The organism is Mucilaginibacter sp., from assembly GCF_965201005.1.
Lineage (GTDB): Bacteria > Bacteroidota > Bacteroidia > Sphingobacteriales > Sphingobacteriaceae > Mucilaginibacter_A.
Genome location: NZ_OZ241747.1, coordinates 1757246 through 1780882, shown reverse-complemented (window position 1 = coordinate 1780882; position 23637 = coordinate 1757246). Strand labels below are relative to the sequence as shown.

Sequence of the window (23637 nt, the reverse complement as noted above, 5' to 3'; positions counted from 1 at the left end):
ACGATAAAAACAGCATGTGTGCAATTACAGGGTTTCGGTTCCGGCCGAATCAATATTTGCCTATGATCACTTTGGTAAAATCTTCCCAGTTAAAATATTTGTTGGCCAAATCTTTTAACTGTTCCGGGCTGATTTGCTGCACGGTTTTGGTGTATTGCGCATAATAATCGTAGTCCAAACCCGAAAAATACAGGTTTTTGAACTTATCTGCATGAGAAAAAACGTTCTCTAAACTGCCCAGCAAAGAGCCCATCATGTAGTTGCGCACCAGCGAAAGTTCACTGTCGGGGATTGATACTGTTTTTAGCAGGTAAATTTCGTTCTCTATTTCTGTTAATGCCTGCCTGCAAACTTCCGTACCAACTTCTGTGGCGATAAAAAACGTCCCGGTTTTTTTTAAGGAAGCCAATGCCGAGCCAATGCCGTACGTGTAACCCTTGTCTTCCCGGATATTCGCCATCAGCCTCGAACCGAAATAGCCGCCCAAAACAGTGTTAAGTACTTGGAAACCAGCAAAATCAGGATGTGTGCGGTTGATGGTGGAGCAGCCCAGCCGGATGGCGGATTGGAGGGCGTCAGGTTTTTCAATGAATAAAAACCGGCCGTCGGCCTTTTCTACTTCTGGACGCATAAAATCTGCTGTAATCCGGTTTTGCCAGTCAGAAAACTCTTCCAAAATGATGTTCAACGTGTTTGCATCTACCTTGCCTGCAACCACCAAAGTACAATTTGCCGGCTGATATTGCTGCTCAAAATGCAGTTTCAGATCCTCTTGTTTTAATTGCGCAAAATCTTCTGCTTCCGGTGCAAAACCGTAAATCGAACCCGGATATAACGCATTATTGAAAACCCGGCGGCAAAGCACATCGTTTTTTTGCAAACTTACCTGCAACTTTTGCTGCTGGTTGCGGATGTAGGTTTGTAATTCTTTTGCCGGGAAAGCAGCGTTGGTAAGCAAATCTTTTATTACAGGCAACGTAGCGTTTAAGTGCTTGTTCAAGGTATAAAGTGTAACCTGCGAATGGTCTGTACCGAATTCTACCTGCAAAAAGGCACCGTAAAAATCAATTTCATCTGCAATTTCTGCGGCCGTTCGGTTAGTTGTGCCTTCGGTAAGCAGCGTATTCACGGCCGGGTTGGCCAATGGTTTTGCCGTGTTAAAACGCAGGTTGCTGAAAATCCATTCTAACCGGACCAGTTCTTGGCCGCCGGAGTCAAAGGAAAATATAGTACATCCGTTTTCTAATTTAATCTCGTTTGGTTTGATCAATGCCAAATCGTTGATACCGCGAAATTCCGGCACAATAGTTCTGTTTAACATGCTTCTTTTATAGTGATAAATATACCGTTTCGGCCGCTTCTTCGGCCAGATAAACCAGGGTTGACAGGTTTTCCCTGCGGAAAATTTTTTGCGCCTGGTCCCGGATTTCTTCCGAAGTGATGGCCAAATATTTTTCGGTTTCGTGATTGAGGTTTTCGGCATCGCCCATCAACTCAAAATAGGCCAGGTTCATTGCTTTTTCCAGTAAAGACATCTCTGCAAAAACCATCGTTGATTCGGTTTTATTTTTTACTTTCATCAGTTCTGCTTCCGGCACCGGTTCGTTTTTCAGCTTGTCCAATTCTTCCCAAACGGCGGCTTCTGCTTGTTCTATGCCGATGTTTTCGGTCGGTTTTCCTTCGATAATCAACATTCCTGCATCCAAACTTCCGGATAAGTGCGCATGGATTTCGCTGAACAACTGCTTCTCTTTCAGCAAAGTTTTGTAAATACGGGAGGAGTTGCCGCGCGATAAAATATCCACCAGCAACTCGGCCGGATAACTGTCCGCTTCTGTCCTGCCTGGCGCATGAAAAGCCATATACAAACTGTTTAAAGGCACTTTTGCCACAACAGTTTCACGGCGTTCTTCCGATTGTTCCGGTTCTTGCGGCAGGTTGCGAAGGTATTTTTCCCCAGCCGGGATCGGGCCAAACCACTTTTCTACCTGCGCTATAACTTCTTGTGTATCAACATCCCCGCCCACTACTAATATTGCGTTTTGCGGATTGTAATGTTTTTTAAAGAAAGCCTTTACATCTTCAATTTTGGCATTTTCGATATGCGAAAGTGCTTTGCCAATGGTTGCCCATTGGTACGGATGCTTTTTGTAAACCAACGGACGAAGTTTTAACCATACATCGCCGTAAGGCTGGTTTAAATAACGTTGTTTAAATTCTTCGGAAACCACATTACGCTGCACATCCAAGCTTTTTTCGCTGAAAGCCAGGTTCAGCATCCGGTCGCTCTCCAGCCAAAAAGCAGTTTCTATGTTGATGGCCGGCAGCGTAATATAGTAATTGGTGATATCGTTGCTGGTGAAAGCATTGTTTTCGCCGCCAACGCGCTGCAACGGCTCATCATAAACAGGTATATTTTCTGATCCGCCAAACATCAAATGCTCAAATAAATGGGCAAAACCGGTTTGCTCCGGGTGTTCATCGCGCGCTCCAACATCGTACAAAACATTTACAACGGCCATCGGTGTGGTTTTATCTTCGTGTATCAACACTTTCAGGCCATTGGAAAGTGTGAACCTATTAAATCTGACCATGCTGAGATTTTTATCCTTATTTTTTAAAAATAACTGCAAACTTACCTTTTTTTCAACCTAAAAGAAGTTTAGACAGCATTATAATCGGTTCGTTTCCTAATTTTTTTGGCATAAAAAAAGCAGGTTTCAACAACCTGCCTGTTATAACACGTGTTATTTATTCTTCAGGAAGGCGACGGAACAACCGGCATTCCGGTCATGTTGTCATCTATCATATCATCATTGTCTTCCTCACCGTGATGGATGCCTTCGTAAGGTTCATCATCTTCATTTTCAGTAATTTCCAAATCCTGATTATCTAAATTTTCATCGGGTGAAAGCTGATCGGTGGGTTCGCCGGTTATGGTTGCCGGCATTTCTGCTTCACTCTGATTATTGTTTTTGGTTGCCATATTTACTTGGGTTGATGAATTTAAAAAGAAGATTTTACCCATATTGTTTTGCGGATTTTTATCCGATAAAAACACTATCTGATTATTATTTCAGCAGCAGCAATTACATCTGGCAAAAAGAAAAATCTTTGGTTACGGGCTTTTTGCCCATGCTTCTTTTACCGGTGTTTTTTTAGGCTGAAGGTGTATTGCAACTGCTGTCGATCAGGTTTTTGGGCCGATAATCCTGCAAGGCTTTCATCCGCTCAAATGCGGCATTGTTTACAGATTCGTTGGCCAGCGGATTTTTACAAATCGGCCTCAGGTAATTCGGCAACAGGCTAAACGGGAATTTTTTGGAGTTGTATAATTCGCCCTCAGCATTGGGCCTGATCGTGTTTTCGATGTACTGTTTTTCAAAACCCAAACCGGTGGCTTTTGCTTTTTCAATCATCCAGTTTAAGGTAATATCGCTTAAACCCGGATCCGGATAGCCTCCGCCGATGTTAGAATGTACGCCCGGAAACCACACCTGCTGCACCAATTGCCCCACCTCGCCGCTCATAACTTTATCGCTCATTTGCCAAAGCGTGGGCGTAAAATTAGATCGTTTTTCATCAATTGCCAATGCCTGATAAGCATAATCGGTAATACTGCTGAGCGTGGTATCATGAAACTGATATTTGTTGTTGTTGTACCACTGAAACCAGCGCGACGGAATGCCAAGCGAGCCAACCGTGTCCCACACACCGATAAATTTAATGCGCAGGTTTTCGTAGTAACTGTGTGCCTTTTTAAAAGCCATCGCTTCCTCGCCTTTCGGGTTGGTAATGGGGTTGCGGGCGCGGTAAATCCGGTATGCTTCTTTTATCAGGGATAAATCATTGTTTTTGAGGATACCGCAATTACGGATCAAACCGGCCAGGCTGCGCGCCGTGTAAGCTCCGCGGCTAAAACCAAACAAATACAACTCATCGCCCGGCTCATAATTCCACAAAATAAATTTGTAGGCACTTAAAATATTTTCGTCAATGCCTTTTCCTGTTGCGCCGTCAACCCAGCGGTTCAGCCAGTTGCCTTCTGCCCCAACACCTTCATCATAAAATTTTATTTGCTGCATTTGCCCGTCATCACTGTTGCAAATGGCCTCAAAAATGCGCTGCACATTGGTGCTAACGGGTTTATTTTTATAAAGCTGGTTTGGCTTGTTCCAAGTACCGTCAGAACAGGTGATGATCCGTTTCATTGCGCCTCGTTTATCAGAAAATAACTTGCATCGGTTTGTACAAAATTGTATTGGGCCTGTTTAAGCCCGGAAAAATCATCTTGTGAAAAAGCAGCACTATTAGGGGCAGGTTTTGAAACATGCGCTTTTGGTTTCTGTTGTTTTTCTGTAATGGATTGTATTTTGACCGGGCTTTTATCCATTGACAAAACCAAATATCTTACCAGTATGCACAGCAAAACCATACTGATCAAAACAACGTGTTTGGCTGTTTTAAACTGTTTTAATTTTGATAATAATATTTTATAATAATGACCGACAAAAGAAGCATCGGAAATTGCATGTTCTACTGGTTTCATATCGATACAAAATACTAATGTTATAATATGAGCAATAAAAAGCACCTCACCGCAAGCACAAAACCCGCATTATTTACTATGCAAGTAATTGATTTAAAGCTACATTTATAATTTAAGAAATGCAATTGCCCGCAAAAAGTATTTTATGGCAATTTTAGCTTGTTTATAATTGGTTATTGCGGAAAGCTTTTTTGCCTGCCTGCAACTATCTACGTTTTTATTGCCGCAATAAGTTTTGGCCGGTTAAATAAATTTCTAAACTGAGACAAAACACCACAAATTAGTTTTTTGATTATTTTGGCCGATACTGTTTTTATCGACCTAAATTCGTCATAAAGAAAAGTTTGTGGTAAACCCAACCCGGATGCGTTTTTGCAGGCCGTTGTTCAGGTTTTGCGTATCAAACAAATTTACCGCCTGCACCACAAAACCAAGCACCGGGTTGCGGATGCCGCTTTTATCCTGCCGCGACAGAAAAATAATTGCACCACCATCCGTTTTGTTTAAGTAAGATGAAAACTGGTTTTTTACAAACAACGTGTAGCCGATTCTTAATTTAGATGCATCCGCAGACCCTTCGGCATCGGTTTTTGTTGCCCGTGTAAAAGATACAATCTGCGGGAAAGCATTATACTCCATAAAATTGCCTTGCGCTGCCGTAGTGGTACTGGTAATTTGCCGTGTAGTGTTGGTGTTTGTGGCAGAAGTTATATCGGTAATATCAACCTGACCTAAGTTGGGATAGTTGTTTTGTCTCGAGTAGCCTGCTTTCAAGTTCAAAATAAACTTGCTGCCCAGCAACAAATTGTAACTTAAATTTGCACGGAAACTATGCGAAGTTTTGCCATAAATTTGGTTGCTAAAAACAGCATTCGGCTGGTAAAGTGTGTACTGGTCAAAGCTGTAACCTAAATCCAAACTTGCCCAATCCACCGTTTTGGTCAGGGTTGATCGGTTAAAAGGATTGACAAAAGTTAAACCATAATTGGCTTTAATCCCCGGCGAAAATTGCCCGTTCCTGAAAACCGCCGCATACCCGGCCGTTGGCGCAGCTTTCAGCCCGAATTCCTGCACGGCATACTTGGCCGGATCGTGCAAGGCCGAGGAAATAAAATAACTGAAACCGAGGGATTGATCACCGGTGTTGAGTTTTATCAGCGATAACCGGCCAATATCGGGCGTTAAAACCGCACTGTAATTAACAACTTTTTCACCGTCTTTATCTTCCAGCAACACCTGCGCAGATGCTGTTTTTACCAGCAAAAAAATGCCGAGGGACACGTATAAATTTTTCATACAATCGGATAATCTGTTTTGGCATATTCTGTTTCTTCCACTTTTGAAATCAGCTTTTGCGGCTGGCTTTCACCGTTGATCAGCACTTCGCAAACAACCGTTCCGCCGATAATGCCTTGGCAGCCGGCAAAAACGGAAAGCACATCGTCCGAAATTGCATAATCCGGCAGTTTTTTGTAACGGTAATCATCCGCCTGCATCCAATCGCGCAGCCTTTGGTTGTGGTTTGTCGAATCTTCCAGCAAAATTTCCCAGGTAATAACCGAACCAAAAGTTTTTACCCGCAATTCGAGATCAAATGTTTTCATGGTATTTTAGGTTGAAAAGAAGTTGTTTTTAGATCATCAGAAAAACAAAAATACTAATAATTTTAGTATTAATAAACAATGTTGATAAATTTATACCGATAAAAGAAGCATTAAATTTACTTTAAATTAAGGCATTTTCATCATGCTAATTTTTAAATAATGATCGTCTGAACTTGCCGAAGCTTATCTTTGCAAAATCGTATGATCAACAACAAATCCGCCTACAGCCAACTGATTAAAGCAGAAGCAGAAAAGCTGGGTTTTTTGTTTTGCGGGATTGCAAAAGCCGGGTTTTTGGAGGAGGAAGCACCACGGTTGGAAAGCTGGCTGCAAAAAAAATTTCATGGCGAAATGGCTTATATGGAAACCCATTTTGACAAACGGCTGGATCCGCGTTTGCTGGTTGACGGTGCCAAATCCATAATTTCCATGGGTTTAAATTATTATTCTGATCAGCAGCAACTTGATCCAAATGCACCAAAAATTTCGCGTTATGCTTTTGGTGCCGATTATCACGACGTAATCAAACAAAAACTGTTTCAGCTTTTGGCTTTTATCCGCGAAAACATTGGCGAAGTTGGCGGTCGTGCTTTTGTGGATTCGGCACCGGTTTTAGATCGTGCCTGGGCAAAAAAAGCCGGTTTGGGCTGGATCGGGAAAAACGGAAACCTGATCAGCAAACAAAAAGGCTCTTTCTTTTTTCTGGCCGAACTGATTGTTGACCTGGAACTGGAATACGACATCGAACCAACCAAAGACCATTGCGGCACTTGCACGCGCTGCCTTGATGCCTGCCCAACCGAAGCCATTGTTGCGCCTGCGGTGGTGGACGGCAGCCGATGTATTTCCTATCTCACCATCGAACTTAAAAACGAAATCCCGCAGAAGTTTAAAGGCAAAACCGACAATTGGATGTTTGGCTGCGATATTTGTCAGGACGTTTGCCCCTGGAACCGGTTTTCCGTTTTACACAACGAACCTGCCTTTCAACCGCCCAAAGAATTGTTGCAAATGACCAAAGCCGATTGGGAAGAAATTACGGAAGATACGTTCAAAAAAGTTTTCAAAAATTCCGCCGTCAAACGGACGAAGTTTGCAGGTTTAAAAAGAAATATTTCGTTTTTGAAGAATGTTTAAATGCTTCTTTTATCGGTATAAAATTGGTGATTTTTGGACAGGTTGTGAATATTTCTTGTATTTTAATTTCCTTCAGATCAAATTTCAACAATCAACAACAGCTTGTTTAAAATTTATTTGTACGAGATATTTCCATGCTTCTTTTACCACCTAAAAACCATTGGCCAGTTGTACTTTTTAAATTGCAACAACAATCAAAAACCAAATTTATAGCCATAAAAGAAGCATTGGAAATTGTGTTGACAAAAATTTAAACAAGCTGTTATTAATAAGCAATTGTCATTTGGCTTTTGTCATTTTTAAATGTAAAAGTTTTTGCTTGTTGTCCTTCGGCAGCATTGGCAGATCCCTGCGGATCAAAAGTAGAAACCGGATTTAAAAAGGAAACAAATTCATTATTGAGCCTGGAAGACGAACCGTTGATTTTTAAAGATGAAGTTGCATCAAAACCATGCAATACTACTTTTATCGTATTAAATTTTGATTGAAATGGCCCTTCTGCTTTATCAAAAACAATGCTTCTTTTAGCAGGTAAAAATTCAATGTTCCTTTTGTAAAAGTTACCGCTTTCGTTGGCAAAGCTTTCGCCGTCATCTTCATAATAAACAAAATGATTGTTTACATCGCCTTTGTAAATATGTACCACTAAAGTATCGGTTGGTTTTTGGGCCGTAGTTTGAATTAAAGATTGCATCGGCACAATGCTGCTTTCTTTTACAAAAACAGGCAATTTTTGTAAGGAAAGCTGGATGATTTTTTCCTGGTTTCCGTTTTGCACCTGATCAGAATACAAATCATACCATTTGCCTTTCGGAAAATACATTTTGCCAAAGTCTTTGCCTGATTCAAAAGGCGCAACCAAAAAAGCATTGCCGAACAAATATTGGTTTTGAAATTGTGTATCGTAAATTTTAGGGTCGAAAGTATAATCAATCGCAAGCGAACGGTTTACCGGATGGCCGTTTTGTGTCGCTTCGTAGAAAGTTGAATATAGATAAGGCAACAATTTATAACGAAGATTGATGTAGTTCCGGGAGATTTCTGTTACTTCCTCACCAAAAGTCCAAGGCTCGGAAGATTTGGTGTTGATTGCCGTATGGTTACGGAAATAAGGACAAAAAGCACCAATCTGGATCCAGCGGGCATATAACGCAGCTGTTGGGTTTCCGGTAAAGCCGCCAATGTCCATCCCGGTAAAAGCAACGCCGCTCAAGCCTAAGCTGTTCAACAAGCGTACGCCGGCCAGCATGTGCTCGTCTTCCGCCCGGTTATCGCCCGTCCACATCGCCGAATAACGCTGAAAACCTGCGTAACCGGCGCGGGTTAGTACAAACGGACGCTTGTTCATGGTTTTACGTGCGCCTTCGTAACTTGCCCTTACCATTTCCAAAGCATAAACATTGTGTGCTTTGAGGTGAGATGCCGTAGTGCCTTCATAATTGAACAAAATATTGTCCGGTAATAGCGGTAAATACATCAACCGTACCGGTAAGCCTGTCGTTCAGGAAACCGAAATCCACACCGGCGTTTGCCTGCTTTTTGGTTTCCCATTTTAAGTTCGGGTTTGCATTTTGGGTAGCGGCATAATTTGGGATAACTGTACCGCCAAAATAGGCTGTACCTGCCTGCCCAACTAATGCAATCGAGTTTTGCGGCCCAATTCCCTGTTGGTTACCGGTAATACCGTAGCCAACACGCAATTTAAGATTACTTAAAACATGCTGGTTTTTCATGAAATCTTCCTGGTCAACGCGCCAGGCGAGGGATGCGGAAGGAAAATTACCCCATTTATTGTTAACCCCAAACACCGTTGAACCATCACGCCGGAAACTTGCGGTAAGCAGGTAACGGTCATTGTAGGAATAATTAATCCTGCCTAATAACGAAACTAAACGCCTGTCGTTTTTATAGGAAGTAATATCGTTCTGCAAAACTTTGGAAACATCACCTAATTGTAAGGCGTTGTAACTGGCAAGATCGTTCACAAAACCCCTTCCCTGTACAAAACTTCCGTTGTAGGTTTGCGCCTGCCACTCATATACGGCGGTTGCATCCAGGTGATTTTTTCCAAAATCATGCTTGTAACTTAAATTAATGTCCATTAATTTCTCGTCTGTATGATTGTTGCTGATGTTTCCGATCCCTTTATTATCAATAGCGGTTTGAACCGTTGAGGAAGAAGGCAAATAATAACCGGAATTAAAGTCAACTTTCCTCCAGCTGCCAAACCAGCCAGCAGATAACCCTTTATAAATATCCAGGTCTCCCCTCAAACTACTGAAAAGGTTATTGGTGGCTCCATTATTTTGAACGGTTTTAGCAACTGCATAAGGGTTGGTGTAATGAAAAACATTCGGATCACGGTAATAAGTTCCGTCCGTGTTAAACACCGGGTCGGTTGGCCTTGCTACATTGGCTTGATTGATCAGGATTGAACTAAAAGCATCATTTCCAACACCGGTAGGGCTGTAATTAGCAGTGTTAATACCACTGTTTACGTTCATGGTAATGGTCAGTTTATCATCCAGCGCTTTTTGCGTAGCAGTGATCCGGCCGATATAATTTTGATATTTTGAATTGATAACCACGCCGGTTTGGCCAATAGCGGTTACGGATGCGCGGTAATTAAACGAATTGGCACCACCGCCAATAGCCAGGGTATGGTTTTGGGTAAAACCGTTTTGGGTAAGCAGGTTATACCAATCGGTGTTTGAGCCGTGGTTTGCGGAAATATTTACACCTAATAAGTTGGCTTGATTTGACCACTCCTCCGCATTTAATACATGCAATTTCTTAGGAATTACATCCAGAGAACTGTTTTCGGTATATTCTACAGTTGTTTTGCCGGCAGCAGTTTTTTTGGTGGTGATAATAATAACGCCTGGCGCGCCGCGGGAACCGTAAATCGCGGTGGCAGAAGCATCTTTTAATATATCTACCGTTGCAATTTCGCTTGGCGGCACCTGGTTTAACAAGTCCATATTGCCCTGTATACCATCAACAACAACCAAAGGGTCATTGCCGCCCTGAAGCGAAGTAATACCGCGGATACGTATGGATGGTGCCGAGCCAGGCTCGCTGCCAACCTGAGAAATATTAACGCCCGCAGCTTTACCGGCAATCTGTTGTAACGGGTTGGTAATCGGCCCAGGGTTTAAATCCTTGCTCCCAAGATTGGTCACTGCGCCGGTAACGTCTGATTTTCTGACCGTTCCGTAACCAACAACCACTACTTCACTTAACGATTGTGCTGTAGGGTTCAGCTGGAAATTAGCCTGAGCATTTGCACTTCCGCTAACCGATACAGATTTTTTGATCGGCGTATAACCCACAAACTGGGCAGTTAAGCTATAAGTGCCGGGTTGTACACCGTTTATCCGATAGTTGCCGTCCGCATCTGTTGTAGCACCTAAAGTAGTGCCGTCAATAGTTATGCTGGCACCAGGCAACGACAGGTTTTTTTCATCCAGGACTTTCCCTGTAATTGAAGCAGTCTGTGCAAAAGTTTTAAAAGCACTGATTAAAAACAGCATGGGAAAACCATACTTAAAAAAGTAGATTCTCTTCATTCTCATTAGGTTTTAATAATTGGTAAACTTCGCTATCTGCCTTTAGCAAGTGATAGCAGGATCAAAGTAAATGAGGTTTACAGATTATAACAACCGAAATTGCCCTCAATATTAAAAAAAGGCAACCAGTTTAAATATAACTTATTGAAAATCAAAAAGATAATAATTAAAATCAGAGGAAGTTATATAGATAATTAATAAGCGAAAAGGACAGCCAATACTGTTTTGGGGCGAAGGAATGTATATGTTTGGCAGGTTTTGTTTCTGATGCTTCTTTTATGGCATAAAAAACTTTTAAACTTTTTCGGGACTATTTAAAATAATTGATATGAACTCATAATTTTAGGTGATAAAAGAAGCATTGGTAATTTTTTGCAAAGATCCGCAACTAACCCTTAAAATCAAATAAAGCCTAAAATCAAAAACCAGAGGTTTGCTTATTCTTTAACGGCTTTTATGGCGATGATCTTATCTTCAAACTTATTCTAATTACTTAACAGGTTGAAGTTTTTTAAAGTTTTGTTACAATAAAACGAACTAAAGCTGAAAAATTTGTCTAAACTTATAAAACCTTTTGTCCTATTATTAAAAATACTTTTTGTCTATGAGTTACAAAGTAATTTTAAAAAGGTTATTAATTGTAATACTTTGTACGATAAATTTACTGTTTTCACACTTAAATTCATACGCACAACTTAAAATCACTTTACAACAAGCCATTGATTCTACCCTAAACCGGAACCTGCAAATCAAACAAGCACAGTTTAATGCTGCTTTTACAGAAGAAAACTTAAAGCAGTTCAGGTACAATCAATTGCCAAGCATTAGTGCCAGTCCGCAATCCTCTTTTAACTGGGGCCGTACCTTGGACGTATCTACTTATAACTACATCAACCAGCGGGTGTTCCAGGTTAATGGAAGCTTGGGTGCACAAGTAGCTTTATTTCAGGGCGGACAATTACGCAGGCAGATTGTACAAAACAAGTTGCTGCTGCAAGCCGACCAAAGCAACATCACTAAAATCAAAAACGACTTAATATTAGCTGTAGCCACTACTTTTTTGCAGGTTATGGCTAGTGGAGATTTATTAAAAGCCTCCCGTCAGCAAGTAAAGGTGGCCAAACTAAGCGTAGAAAAGGCACAAAAAAATTTTAATGCCGGTAATAAATCCCTGGCCGACCTGGCACAAGCCCAAGCACAACAGGCTACTACTGAATTGGACGAAACCAATATTCATAATACTTTGGAAGCCAATCTGCTTGCTTTAAAGCAATTAATGGAAATGCCATCTGCGACACTCGAATTGGTTAAACCCGATATTGGCAAACTAACTGACGAAAACAAAAAATTAGACACAACAGCATTATGGAAGGAAGTTTTAGCCGTAAACCCTGATATTCATTTGGCCAACCTGCAAAAAGATGCAGCTTACCAAGCTATTAAAGTCGCCAAAAGCAGTTTGTATCCCAGCCTGTTTTTATTTGGTTCCGCAGGCACTAACTTTTCTGATGCCCGTTCCTTAATTACCGGCACAAAGCAAGTGGGCTTTGATACCATCGGTTTTGTAAACGGCACCAACCAGCGTGTGCTGGAGCCTGCCTATCGTTCAACGGTTAAAAACTACCCTTTTGTCAGGCAGTTCTCCGATAATTTTTATCAATCGGCAGGTATAACCCTGCAAATTCCCTTGTTTAACCATTTTGCCAGCCAGGTCAATATACGCAAGGCAAAAATCAGCTATCAAAATGCAGAGGTAACTGCACAAATAGCTATAAACAACCTATACAAAGTATTTAACCAAGCATTGGCAGATTTAAACGCGGCAAACAAACGCCTGGCGGCAAACCAAAGCAATTACCAGGCTACCAAACAGGTGCTTTATGTAAGCGAAAAGCGTTACCAGGCCGGGCTGCTCAATTCTGTGGATTATAATATTGCGCAGACTAACTTTAATAAGGCTGAATTTGATCTGATCCAAGCCCGATACGACTTGATTTTCAGGAATAAAGTAATTGATTACTATTTGGTTAAACCTTTAACGCTTGATGTAAAATGGCAGTAAATCTGTTTAAATATTTGTTATTAACTAATTATTCATTTACAGGTATTATTGAAAGACACACCCCTAACTCCTCTCGAGAGGGGAAGCATCATTTGCTACTTTTCTAAGGTTTAGAAAGGCACCGTTTGCAGGTTCCCCTCTTGAGAGGGGCAAGGGGTGTGTCCTTTCATTTTTATGCCATAAAAGAAGCATTTACTGAGAAAATCAAGTTTAAACAATTTCATTAACCACCGAACGATTATTATCTTTTAGTTAAGTTTTTATTAAATTTTACTTAAAAAAGATTTATTTTTTAAAAACTCTTTTTTGTAAATAAAGTATGTTGACATTAGAGAAAATTCTTTTGGTATGATCTCTTTTACCAAACAACCTAATTTAGATGAGACTTTAATAAATTTATTAAAGCATTCCGGCATTTCTGTTGATGCAGAAACAGTCACAAACGAGCTGAACACGCATCCGGATTATCCCAGTTTGTTGGCTATAACTGATGTAGCTGCAAATTTTGGGTTATCTTGTGTGGGTTATCGTATTTCAAAAGAAGATTTACTGAAAGTCCCTTGCCCTTTTATAGCAAATATGGACAAGGACGGCAGCGAATTTATGTTTGTTACCGGTGTAACAACAGAATCTGTCTCTGTTAACAACAATAGAAAGTTAAGTTTTAAAGAGTTTGCAGCTGATTTTACCGGTGTGGTACTGGCTGTTGATCCCAAAAACTCTGGCACTAAAACTACCACTACTGACAGTTTATTTAAAACAATAAGTTCTTATCGTTATTTACTGGCACCTTTTCTTCTTGTCTTAGCCCTGTTATGCGGTTTGCTCTTGCATTTTAATAATTTGATCGCCATCACCTGGCCTTATGCTTTATTGCTGCTGTTTAAAAGTGCCGGTGTTATCACCAGTATCTTATTATTGGTGCAAAGTATTGACCAGAACAATCCGTTGATCCAAAAACTATGTGGTGGCGGCGACAAGACTAATTGCAATGCCATATTATCTTCAAAAGCAGCAACTGTTTTTAAAGGGCTGAGCTGGAGCGAAGTTGGTTTCTTTTATTTTACCGGCACCTGGCTGGCAATTTTGTTTGGCGGCGGTTCAACAACAATGCTTCAGGCATTAGCGCTGTTCAATATAGTAAGCCTGCCCTATACTTTTTACTCCATTTATTACCAGTATAAAGTAGCCAAACAATGGTGTACGTTATGTTGCACCGTGCAAGCCCTGCTTTGGCTTGAGTTTGCAGCATTGGTTTCCTTTTCGCCGGGCTTGTATAATTTAAATACGCTAAAATTCCCTGCTTTCCCATCGTTATTGACCCTATTTATCTGTTTAAGCTTGCCCGTGGCTTTGTGGCTTTTGTTAAAACCTTTGTTACTAGAAGTGCAACAAGTAAGGCCTTTAAAAAGCCAATTGCGGAAGCTTAAATATAATAAAGAGTTTTTTGACAGTTTGCTACATGCTCAACCCAAGTATGCTATACCAGGAGAAGACTGGAGTATTGTACTGGGCAATGCCGAAGCAGAAAATATTATTACGATGGTGAGCAACCCTTACTGCCCGCCTTGTGCCAAGACCCATCAAATACTGGATGAATGGCTCAATACCCGTAACGATTTACAGGTACGTTTTGTATTTACTGCAAACAATACAGAGGCTGACCGCAAAACCCCTGTTACCAGGCATTTAATGGCTTTAAATGACAAGCAGGAAAAAGGGATGGTAAAAAAAGCATTGCACGACTGGTACGAACAAAAGCAAAAAAACTATGAAGACTGGGCAAAAATTTACCCAATACAATTAGACGAAAAAGAGTATGGCAAGTTGGATAGGCAATTGGCCTGGTGCAGTTTGGCAGAAATAAAAGCCACGCCCACTTTTCTGGTAAACGGTTACCGTTTGCCGGAAACTTACCAATTAAAAGATATTAAATACCTGCTTAATTAGCAGCAACAAGATACTTTGGCCAAAAGTAAAGGAGTATGCACTTTTAAAATGTATGCAGCTTGAATTGCCCGGGCGTGGTTACGGCAAAATTAGTTAAAACTTTTTATTAATATTTTTATGAAAGATTTTCAATCAATCCCAAAAAGCCAAATTTTTACTAGGGAACAACTTAAAGCTATTAGAGGTGGCGATGATACTACTTATTATGGCGATGGTAATAAGTGCGATACAGGTTGTGTAACTAATATCGACTGCACAGGCACAAAGTGTACCACGTGTGATAATGTGGCAAATGGTCGTCATGACAGTAAAGGGAATATCCTTTATGATAGGGTATGTGTCGAATAACATAGCTTAATAATTAATGGAGTAGAGCTTTTATATGTAACTCATCTTTTATTTCTCTCGATAAATTGCATAAACTGCTTACTCTATTAATTTTCTAAATAGATCGTCTAATATTAATACAGATAATACCGAATAGAAGTAGTCTGCATAGGCTTGATAAAATTATTCTTTATAGCTCTTAAATTAACTTACACAAAATGCGACACTTTATTTTTAGCCTCGTTTTTTTTTCTATTGTTAATATTTGTTATGCAAAGGAAAAAAGTAAACGTTTTACAGTAGAGGGTAAGTTTGAAGGAGAGCATACAAAAACGGTTACATTTACTTACAACGATGCCGATTCTGGCTATGTTATCAAAAAGTGTACTATCTTAAACCAGCGTTTTTCTTTTTCGGGTGCAGTAAATGAGCCTACATTAGTATATGTTAAAAGTGATATTGCTGCTAATTCTGTAGATGATGTTAATTATGGCGAATTTTTTATTGAGCCAGGATACATAACAGTTTCTTTACGTGAAGGTCATTTTAAATTAATGAATGTTTCCGGATCAAAAACACAGGACGAAAACTATAAACTTGAGATGAGTAAGGCGAACATTTACAAACTTCTACGCCCAAATGATTCTTTGCTGTCTGTATATAATAAAATGCTGGTTAAAATTCCGAAGAAGGATAGCGCCCAATCTAATTTAGTGGCTACTAGACGAATGGCCATCATTACTGAATCCCAAAAACATTTAACCCAAGCAAGGTTATTAGATAGAAAATTTATTTCTTCGCATCCAGCTTCATTCTTAAGCCCTTATTTACTATACCTGCAGTTTCATACACAAACACTAAAGATAGATTCAACAAAAATATATTTTGGTAAACTTTCTCCTGTTGTACAAAATAGTTATTGGGGAATAGAGTTATCAAGGCGCTTAGAATTGCTTAAGATCAATGAAACATTACCAAACATAAAAGGAAGAAGTATTGAAAGTAAGCGGGTAGCAACGGCAGAGCTTAGCAAAGCTGGTTATACTTTGGTTGTAGTTTGGGCAAGTTGGTGTGTACCGTGCAGAGAGAATATGCCAAAATTAATGAAAATTTATAATAAATACCACCCCAAAGGGTTGCAGGTGATCGCGATAACTGCAGACGAATCAAAGCGGAATTGGTTGGCGGCAATAAAAAATGACAAGTTATTTGCATGGCAACATATACAGCCCGATCAAAAGGCTGGCATAATACCTACATTGGGACTGTATGGAATACCGGCAGAAATCCTACTTAATAAAGGTGTTATTATTGAGAAATATTCTGGAGCCAGTAACGAAGATACAAGAATAGAATATCTGGAAAAAAAATTAGATCAAATATTTACTACTAACTAAAGATATAACCTTAATTTTTATGGACTTTTTCATTCCATTAATATTTTTAAAAGGTTTGTAAATTCAAATTAACTTATGAACTACAGTTACAAAAAAATAGTTATAATAGGTTGAAGAATTAATTTTTTCAATAAAATTCAATAGTACTATTAAAATTTGTTTAAATTTCATTCAACTTATTTTATATGCTTCTTTTACCTCACAAAAATCGTTAGTTTCTTTATCGCTATAACATGCAAAATACAGAATTTATAACCTTAAGGAAGTATTATAAATTTTTATTAATTGAAATTTGAACAGGTTCATAGCTTAATGTTATAATGGCATTTCCTTTATACAAGCAACCCGACCAAATGGATTGCGGCCCAACGTGCCTGCGCATGGTTGCAAAGCATTTTGGCCGCAATTATAAAACACAAACATTACGGCAGCTTTGTGAAATCAATAAAGATGGGGTATCGCTTTTGGGCATCAGCGATGCTGCCGAAAAAATAGGGTTTAGAAGTTTAGGCGATAAGTTAAGCACAGACCAATTAGCAGAAGCAGAATTACCCTGTATCCTGCATTGGCGGCAAAACCACTTTGTGGTTTTATATAAAATAAAAAAAGGGAAATTCTTTCTGGCAGATCCTGCTAAAGGGTTGGTTACTTTAACCGAATCTGAATTCAACAAAAACTGGTTATCGGATTTAGAAAACAGTGAAGGCATCGCTTTATTATTAAGCCCTACACCAACTTTTTATGAACAGGAGAACGAAAAAGGGACAGAAGTAAGCTGGAGTTTTTTGTTGCGGTATTTAACAAGGTACAAGCAGTTGGTTCTACAACTACTGTTTGGGCTGGGCATTGGCAGCCTGTTGCAATTGATTGTGCCCTTCCTCACCCAATCGGTCGTGGATATTGGCATCAATACGCGTAACCTTAATTTCGTTTATATCATCCTCATTGCCCAGGCGATGTTGATTATTGGCCGGGTAAGTGTTGACTTTATCCGTTCCTGGATTCTGCTGCATATCAGCACACGGGTCAATGTTTCCATCCTCACAGACTTTCTGATCAAGCTGATGAAGCTGCCCATGAACTTCTTTGATACCAAGATGACCGGCGACATTATGCAACGAATGAACGACCAGAAACGTATTGAAAGCTTTTTGACCGGTTCAACATTGAGTACGCTGTTTTCCCTGTTTAACCTGCTTGTTTTTTCGGTGGTGTTGGCTTATTACAATGCCACCATCTTTTTTGTGTTTGTGGTAAGCAGTGCGCTGTACATTGTTTGGATTGTTGCCTTTTTAAAAACCCGGCGTTCTTTGGATTATAAACGTTTTGATATTTCGGCCAAAAACCAAAGCAGTATTGTGCAATTGGTGGGCGGCATGCAGGAAATCAAACTAAACAATTGTGAACAGCAAAAACGCTGGGAATGGGAACATTTACAGGCAAGGCTGTTTAAGTTCAATGTTAAAAGTTTGGCATTAAACCAATACCAGCAGGGCGGCTCAACTTTCATCAATGAATCCACCAACCTGCTGATTACCTTTTTAAGCGCCAAAGCTGTAATAGAAGGCAACCTGACTTTGGGCGGGATGATGGCCGTGCAATACATCATCGGGCAACTCAACAGCCCGGTACAACAATTTCTGGGCTTTATACAAGGTTTCCAAGATGCCAGGATCAGCTTAGAGCGTTTAAACGAGATACACCAATTAGACGATGAAGAACCGGTCAATAAAGAATTTAATTATGCCTTGCCGGAAGATAAAAGTTTAGCTTTTAACAATCTGACTTTCCGCTATCCCGGTGCAGGCAACGAGCCGGTATTAAAAGCGATAAACCTTTCCATCCCACAAGGAAAAACAACGGCAATTGTTGGAATGAGTGGCAGCGGGAAAACTACCATTTTAAAGTTATTGCTAAGGTTTTATGAGCCTGAAAAGGGTGAAATTACCGTCGGCCAACAAAGCTTAAATACAATAGGTTTTAAAACGTGGCGGAGTGAGTGTGGCGTAGTAATGCAGGATGGCTTTATCTTTTCGGACACGATTGCCCGTAACATTGCTGTTGGCGATGAATACCCGGACAAGAAAAAATTAAACCATGCCATTAAAGTGGCCAACATCCAGGATCTGATTGCAGGTTTACCCTTAGGAATCAATACCAAAATTGGTGCAGAAGGAAACGGGATCAGCCAAGGCCAACGCCAACGTATTTTGATTGCCCGCGCCGTTTATAAAAATCCGCAATATATCTTTTTTGACGAAGCCACCAATTCGCTGGATGCCAATAATGAAAAAACGATCATGGAAAACCTGCAAGGGTTTTTTAAAGGCCGTACCGTTATTGTTGTAGCGCACCGGTTAAGCACGGTAAGCCATGCCGATAACATTGTGGTGCTGGACAAAGGCTGTATCATTGAACAAGGGACACATGAGCTATTGACTTCATTGAAAGGCGACTATTACCGTTTAGTGAAAAACCAGTTAGAATTAGGGAACTAAATTCGGTTATCAGCCTTGCTGCATTGTATTTTAAAGTAAATAGCTGAGATTTTAACACCAGCCAGATAGCAAGCCATGCTTCCCCCTTTTGAAGGGTAACTACATACCAGTTGGGACAAAGATAAAAATTAAATAAATTTTAGGTAAGTCTAATATTTAATTTAAAGGTTCCTAAATTATTGATATATAAAATCTGAATGTGTATTTTTACTTTAGAAATAAATAGATAGTGATAATGCTACTCATCAGTCCTATTATTATAACAATCCATTCAAATAGTGACATTGCCGGTTTTTGCTGTGCTGTATTGTTGTTTATATTTTGCTTGTCTCGACTGCTATCTATGGTTAAACGTGATTCTTGAATGTTGCCACCAAAATAATTTTCAGCAGTTATATTATGCGGCAGTATCTGTTTAGGTTTAATCCATTCTTCATAAGTCATACCACTTTCAGCAAACTCATACCCTTCTTTAGTTAGCTGTCTTAAATATGTTGTGCCAAATTGGTTTATAAGTCCTCTAATTTTTAGTTCATCTATTGTATTTTTATACAAAGAGCCAAATCCATCTTTATCTCGGATTGTATTTTTGCCATTACGTAATTGATCAATTATATTAGCAACACATTCATTTTTTGTCATAAAAAAAGAGGCTTTTGGCCTCTCAATATCTGGATTTTAAATGTTTATTCTATCATAAATGCCGCGGCCTTTTTTACCTGATCTCTGTTTTTGTCAGTAAACAAAGCCTTATCTTCTAAATCCAAGCCTGCATCATCTTTAAAACCAACCCTGATAACGCTAATTGTATGGCTGCTTAATGTTTGCAACTGTGCGTTAGTAATTTCCGATCCTATCGATAAAATGCTTGTATTTCCAAAATTGGTAATTTTAGATGTTGCTGAATCGGCTTTAAACTTTAAAATACTGTTATCATCCAGTTTAAAAAGGAGTGCCATATCCGTTACTTTCATGGTATTAAAAGCACCGAAATTCCCGGATGGGTTAGGCCACGTGAAGTACACGTATGTTTTTTGATTAATTACACCAAAACCCATTGTCATGCCGGTTGCAGCAAAGATTTTGCCCATGTTGATGACGGCTCCTTTAATTTCTTTTCCGGTAAATTGATCTTTTTGTTTTATCAATTGCTGTGCTTTGGTAGAAAGCAATGCAGTTGACAGTAGGGCGGTTAAATAAATTTTCTTCATTATGTGGTAATTTAGGATTAAAAACGGCGTGACTAACATATCTCTTGCTATCCAGGGCTTACCACAGCCACGCACGCAAAAAGATACAGCCACGCCTTATCGGCGTACTTATATCTCGGTTGCGTGCTATAAATTTGTGGTAATTTAGGATAGCACAACGAAATCAGTACAGAATTATTTGCCCTGTTTTTTCAGCGGTGTCTTTATCGCAATGTTTATCATTTGCTCTAAAGTCCCCTCAAACTTGACTTTTTGTTCGTATTTTTCTTCTCTTTTTTTTGGTGGTTTTTTCTCTTTATCCATAAGAAATACTATTTGATAAGTTGAGCGTAAGTTAATCTTTTTTTATTACAAAGTTTTACAGTTTCTGAAAAACGGAAAGTATCTAATTGTTTACGAGTATTGTACTTATAACCAAATTCGTGCGCATAACGGTGTAAATGTTTCGGGCTTACTTGGTGATAGATACCGATAATACCACGTTTTAGCTGGCTCCAAAAACCTTCAATAGTATTAGTATGAAAACCTTTTTCACTTACGTATTCGTTTTGGTGGTGATTAACAACTTCGTGAGTATAGGTTTTATCTAATCCTTTGTATGCACCGAAACCGTCAGTAATAACAGTAGAGCCTGGTGCAACGTGTTTGTAAATAAAAGGCTTAATAGTTTCACCGTTAGCAATAGGGGAAACAACGGTTACGATGTTACCATCTCTCTGTAACATTGCAACAATAGGTGTTTTATTAACATAACCCGTACCATCTTTCAACTTAGCACGTACGCTTTTGTGTTTGTTAATTTTCTTTCCTCCTACGTAAGTTTCATCAACTTCAACCGTTCCGGTTAATGGTTCTGAATTGTTGATAGCTAACATTTCACGAATGCGGTGCAAAAGAAACCATGCTGTTTTTTGAGTAATGTTCAGATCACGACTTAACTGTAAAGAAGAAATTCCTTTTTTGTGTGCTGTGCACAGATACATTGCAGCAAACCATAAGCGCAAAGAAATTTTTGTGTTTTCAAAAGTTGTACCTGTAATTACGGTAAACTTTTTGCCACACTCTTTTGCTTTACACTTATATCCGCGATTGGTTGTATAAGCACTAACGTTTCCGCAATGCGGGCAAGACGGCGTAGCACCCCAGCGTTGTTGAGCTAAGTAATCGATACAAGTTTTTTCTTCTTTGAAGAAATCTAATACTTGTAAAAGGGATTTGAAGTTAGTTGTCATTGCTTTACCGTTTTGCTATACAAATATAGCATTAATAACTTAATGGGACAAATTTATTTGAAAATAATTTGTAGGTTGCAAAATGGATAAAGCAGACTTTGTAGCGGCCTATGCTTCCAAAGCAAGGGGAACTATAATTAATCAAATTATATTTTTAGAACGCGTTATTGATGAATTTCTGTCTGGATATTTTTGTGATAATCTTATAAAAAAGCGAGAATTGATGGAGTTACATTTAGGAGACAAATTACCATTTGAGGTAAAAAGAAATATTTTCTCAATTTTACTTAAAGATCATTATCCGGATTTTTTGATAAAACATCCAAAATTGATAAAAGATATAATCAGTGTTATAGAACATCGAAATATTTTCGCTCATTATCTTTTAGACACAGGAGAAGAGGCTTTAACTATTTTAGATGACGAAATTCCTAAAATTGGATTTATACGGTATAAGAAAAACACAGAAACAATATGGTACACAAGCGAAAAAATAAACGAAATAGTTGCCCAAATTAATAGATGTGTATATGCAGTAATTGAGCTTCTGCCTGAAGAATAATTTAGCTGCATCCCCTCGCTACTTTGTTCCGTTTGCAACCGTACTAATTTCGGTCATCAGGGATCAACCACTTTAAAGATACAAGTTTTAGATCATACTAAAAAATAACTTAGATAAATAAAATCTTGTCCCAACTCGTATATAGTTACCTTTTGAAGGGGGTTAGGGGGATGAGCTAAAGTTTTTACTTGATAATTATAGTAATTCAAAACGTCATATTTTATGCCTGAACTATTTATCAACGAAAGAGGGGAAATCCGCCACACGGACGATATGCAGGACATTATTACGGCACCGCCGGGCTGGCTGCTGCGCTGGGGAATTACTTTGTTTTTTGGCATTTTGGTGATGATCGTTGGCTTGTCTGCTTTCATTAAATATCCAGACATCGTTAAAACACAATTAAAGGTAAGTTCTATGGATGCCCCAAAATCCATCGTAACTAAAATCCCAGGCAAGTTGAGCAGGTTGCTGGTGCAGGATAACCAATCAGTTGTTACAGGCCAGCCGCTGGCCTATTTAGAAAGTACGGCCAACCACCAGGATGTGCTGCTGTTGCTTAAACAATTGCATGGGCTGCAGCAACAATTATCAAATAGCCAATCAATAAGTAATACTGTTTTTAGCACGCAAAATTTTAATAACATTGGGGAACTGCAACCTGCTTTTCAAACTTTTAGCCAAAGTTTGCTTACTTATCAATCTTCGTTAAATAATGGTTTTTATGCAAAGAAAAAAGGTTTTTTACAGCGTGATTTAATCAACTTAAACAAACAAAAAAGCCAGCTGACCACACAGAAGTCTTTACAGCAGCGTGATTTTAAACTGGCCGGGGAAGAATACGAGATGAACAAAAAGCTGGAGCAGGAAAAAGCTGAAACACCGGCAGAACTTCGGGCTGCGGAAAGTAAATATTTGTCAAAGCAGGCACCATTGGTACAAACCGATGCTTCCCTGATCACTTCCAGCAGTAATTATGATGCGAAACAAAAAGAAATACTGGAACTGGACAACCAGATGATGGAGGAAAAAGCCAAATTTATCCAAGCGTTGAACAGTTTGATCAGTCAGGCGGAAGATTGGAAAAGCAAATATGTATTGAGTGCTTCCCAGAACGGTAAACTGTCTTTTGCGGGTATCGTTCAGCAAAACCAGGTGTTGCAGGCCGGGCAGGACGTGTTTTACATCAACCCCGGCAATAACAACTATCTTGGGGAAATGGCCATCCCGCAAGCGAACATGGGAAAAGTAAAAGAAAACCAGGAAGTGCTGGTCAAGCTCCGCAGCTACCCTTTTGAGGAATACGGAATGATCCGGGGCAGGATCAGCAACATCAATGATGTGCCTTATAAGGATAGTGTATTTTTATCGAAAGTAAATTTCAACCTTAAAAACACAACCGATTTAAAACGACCGGTACATTTAAAACAGGGTATGCTGGCCGATGCCGAAATTGTTACGGAAGATGCTACTATTTTACAGCGCATCACCAGAAACTTGTTTAAATTGATTGGTAGTAAATGATATAATTTGTAACCT

Annotated in this window: 21 protein-coding genes; 8 read left to right on the top strand and 13 right to left on the bottom strand. The window is 39.4% G+C overall.

All coding sequences use genetic code 11. From position 1 onward, the window contains the following. Window positions 1-49 precede the first annotated feature (49 nt). The 7 genes from ACOFKR_RS08240 to ACOFKR_RS08210 form a co-directional block, all read right to left on the bottom strand. Window positions 50-1321, bottom strand: coding sequence for a M16 family metallopeptidase (locus tag ACOFKR_RS08240; protein WP_419803543.1), 1272 nt, complete (start codon window positions 1319-1321; stop codon window positions 50-52). A 7-nt stretch (window positions 1322-1328) separates the two neighbouring features. After that, window positions 1329-2594 (bottom strand): M16 family metallopeptidase, encoded by a 1266-nt coding sequence (locus ACOFKR_RS08235; protein ID WP_419803542.1) that lies wholly within the window; start codon window positions 2592-2594, stop codon window positions 1329-1331. A 164-nt stretch (window positions 2595-2758) separates the two neighbouring features. After that, the gene (locus tag ACOFKR_RS08230; RefSeq protein WP_419803541.1) at window positions 2759-2986 is read right to left on the bottom strand and encodes a hypothetical protein; all 228 of its coding nucleotides are present in this window, start codon (window positions 2984-2986) and stop codon (window positions 2759-2761) included. A gap of 172 nt (window positions 2987-3158) precedes the next feature. Continuing rightward, the gene (locus tag ACOFKR_RS08225) at window positions 3159-4211 is read right to left on the bottom strand and encodes a DUF2235 domain-containing protein (protein WP_419803540.1); all 1053 of its coding nucleotides are present in this window, start codon (window positions 4209-4211) and stop codon (window positions 3159-3161) included. Continuing rightward, window positions 4208-4549, bottom strand: coding sequence for a hypothetical protein (locus tag ACOFKR_RS08220; protein ID WP_419803539.1), 342 nt, complete (start codon window positions 4547-4549; stop codon window positions 4208-4210). Before ACOFKR_RS08220 ends, ACOFKR_RS08225 begins: the two co-directional genes overlap by 4 nt. A gap of 330 nt (window positions 4550-4879) precedes the next feature. Next, window positions 4880-5845 (bottom strand): hypothetical protein, encoded by a 966-nt coding sequence (locus tag ACOFKR_RS08215; RefSeq protein ID WP_419803538.1) that lies wholly within the window; start codon window positions 5843-5845, stop codon window positions 4880-4882. Next, window positions 5842-6153 (bottom strand): hypothetical protein, encoded by a 312-nt coding sequence (locus tag ACOFKR_RS08210; RefSeq protein WP_419803537.1) that lies wholly within the window; start codon window positions 6151-6153, stop codon window positions 5842-5844. The genes ACOFKR_RS08215 and ACOFKR_RS08210 overlap by 4 nt, the downstream gene beginning before the upstream one ends. Before the next feature lie 201 nt (window positions 6154-6354). On the opposite strand from ACOFKR_RS08210, the gene queG reads away from it, so the two are divergent. Next, the gene (gene queG, locus ACOFKR_RS08205) at window positions 6355-7290 is read left to right on the top strand and encodes a tRNA epoxyqueuosine(34) reductase QueG (protein ID WP_419803536.1); all 936 of its coding nucleotides are present in this window, start codon (window positions 6355-6357) and stop codon (window positions 7288-7290) included. A gap of 265 nt (window positions 7291-7555) precedes the next feature. Here the strand turns inward: queG and ACOFKR_RS08200 are convergent, their stop codons facing one another. Together ACOFKR_RS08200 and ACOFKR_RS08195 are read right to left on the bottom strand one after the other, a co-directional pair. Beyond that, window positions 7556-8767 carry a TIM-barrel domain-containing protein gene (locus tag ACOFKR_RS08200; protein WP_419803535.1) on the bottom strand — a complete coding sequence of 404 codons (1212 nt, stop codon included), beginning with the start codon at window positions 8765-8767 and terminating at the stop codon, window positions 7556-7558. Next, window positions 8724-10859, bottom strand: a complete 2136-nt coding sequence (locus tag ACOFKR_RS08195) for a SusC/RagA family TonB-linked outer membrane protein (protein WP_419803534.1) — start codon at window positions 10857-10859, stop codon at window positions 8724-8726. Before ACOFKR_RS08195 ends, ACOFKR_RS08200 begins: the two co-directional genes overlap by 44 nt. 604 nt (window positions 10860-11463) lie before the next feature. Between ACOFKR_RS08195 and ACOFKR_RS08190 the strand changes: the two genes are divergently transcribed. The 5 genes from ACOFKR_RS08190 (at window position 11464) to ACOFKR_RS08170 (ending at window position 19093) form a co-directional block, all read left to right on the top strand. After that, entirely contained in the window at window positions 11464-12921 is a 1458-nt protein-coding gene (locus ACOFKR_RS08190; protein ID WP_419803533.1) for a TolC family protein, read from the top strand. A gap of 348 nt (window positions 12922-13269) precedes the next feature. Continuing rightward, complete coding sequence (locus ACOFKR_RS08185) at window positions 13270-14871, top strand: vitamin K epoxide reductase family protein (RefSeq protein ID WP_419803532.1); 1602 nt, start codon at window positions 13270-13272, stop codon at window positions 14869-14871. A 117-nt stretch (window positions 14872-14988) separates the two neighbouring features. Then, complete coding sequence (locus ACOFKR_RS08180) at window positions 14989-15219, top strand: hypothetical protein (protein WP_419803531.1); 231 nt, start codon at window positions 14989-14991, stop codon at window positions 15217-15219. A 197-nt stretch (window positions 15220-15416) separates the two neighbouring features. Then, window positions 15417-16595, top strand: coding sequence for a DUF4369 domain-containing protein (locus tag ACOFKR_RS08175; protein ID WP_419803530.1), 1179 nt, complete (start codon window positions 15417-15419; stop codon window positions 16593-16595). A 320-nt stretch (window positions 16596-16915) separates the two neighbouring features. After that, complete coding sequence (locus tag ACOFKR_RS08170; protein ID WP_419803529.1) at window positions 16916-19093, top strand: peptidase domain-containing ABC transporter; 2178 nt, start codon at window positions 16916-16918, stop codon at window positions 19091-19093. A 207-nt stretch (window positions 19094-19300) separates the two neighbouring features. Here the strand turns inward: ACOFKR_RS08170 and ACOFKR_RS08165 are convergent, their stop codons facing one another. The 4 genes from ACOFKR_RS08165 to ACOFKR_RS08150 all read right to left on the bottom strand — a co-directional run bounded on the left by ACOFKR_RS08165 (window position 19301) and on the right by ACOFKR_RS08150 (window position 21536). Further along, window positions 19301-19735 (bottom strand): hypothetical protein, encoded by a 435-nt coding sequence (locus tag ACOFKR_RS08165; protein ID WP_419803528.1) that lies wholly within the window; start codon window positions 19733-19735, stop codon window positions 19301-19303. A gap of 44 nt (window positions 19736-19779) precedes the next feature. After that, a complete protein-coding gene (locus ACOFKR_RS08160; protein WP_419803527.1) occupies window positions 19780-20304 on the bottom strand; it encodes a hypothetical protein in 525 nt (174 codons plus the stop codon). Between the two features lie 174 nt (window positions 20305-20478). Continuing rightward, window positions 20479-20607 (bottom strand): hypothetical protein, encoded by a 129-nt coding sequence (locus tag ACOFKR_RS08155; RefSeq protein WP_419803526.1) that lies wholly within the window; start codon window positions 20605-20607, stop codon window positions 20479-20481. Window positions 20608-20615: 8 nt separating this feature from the next. Then, window positions 20616-21536 carry an IS1595 family transposase gene (locus ACOFKR_RS08150; RefSeq protein ID WP_419803525.1) on the bottom strand — a complete coding sequence of 307 codons (921 nt, stop codon included), beginning with the start codon at window positions 21534-21536 and terminating at the stop codon, window positions 20616-20618. An 82-nt stretch (window positions 21537-21618) separates the two neighbouring features. Between ACOFKR_RS08150 and ACOFKR_RS08145 the strand changes: the two genes are divergently transcribed. Both ACOFKR_RS08145 and ACOFKR_RS08140 read left to right on the top strand, forming a co-directional pair. After that, complete coding sequence (locus ACOFKR_RS08145; protein ID WP_419803524.1) at window positions 21619-22098, top strand: hypothetical protein; 480 nt, start codon at window positions 21619-21621, stop codon at window positions 22096-22098. Window positions 22099-22320: 222 nt separating this feature from the next. After that, window positions 22321-23622: an HlyD family secretion protein gene (locus ACOFKR_RS08140; protein WP_419803523.1), complete on the top strand. Its 1302-nt coding sequence runs from the start codon at window positions 22321-22323 to the stop codon at window positions 23620-23622. Window positions 23623-23637 lie beyond the last annotated feature (15 nt).